We start from the raw sequence: 378 nt of genomic DNA, 5'->3' as shown, positions 1-378 counted from the left end.
GAACCTACGGTTTCACCCGCTTTGATGGTGATCGTCTGTCCATTCGAAAGCGTAACGGTAACGTCGGTTTGCGCCTTGTTGGTCAAGGTCGCGGTGTAGGTAATCTCACCGCCTTCAACTACCGACGCCTTATCAGCAGTCAGGGAAACCGTGGTGTTATCGATCGAATCGGTGATCGTAGTTTCAGCCGCCTTCGGATCCGTGACCAGGTTCTCGAAGTTACCACCTTCGGTTTTGGCGATGGTGGTGCTGACGGTCGAACCGTTGTTGTAGACGTCGTTCGCTGGCGTCTGGAACACCGTCGAACCTACGGTTTCACCGGCTTTAATGGTGATGGTTTGGCCGTTGCTCAACGTCACGGTAACGTCGGTTTGCGCC

At 54.5% G+C, this 378-nt stretch carries 1 protein-coding gene; it reads right to left on the bottom strand.

The genetic code is table 11. The annotated features are described in order from the left end of the window. Positions 1 to 378, bottom strand: a 378-nt coding sequence (locus tag HX783_RS29785) for an immunoglobulin-like domain-containing protein (RefSeq protein ID WP_177019249.1), incomplete at both ends; no start/stop codon positions are given.

This window comes from Pseudomonas sp. D2002 (assembly GCF_013385735.1).
In the GTDB taxonomy this organism is placed as follows: Bacteria; Pseudomonadota; Gammaproteobacteria; order Pseudomonadales; family Pseudomonadaceae; genus Aquipseudomonas.
Note: the sequence above shows the minus strand (reverse complement) of the source record. Positions and strands in the feature narration are given on the sequence as shown.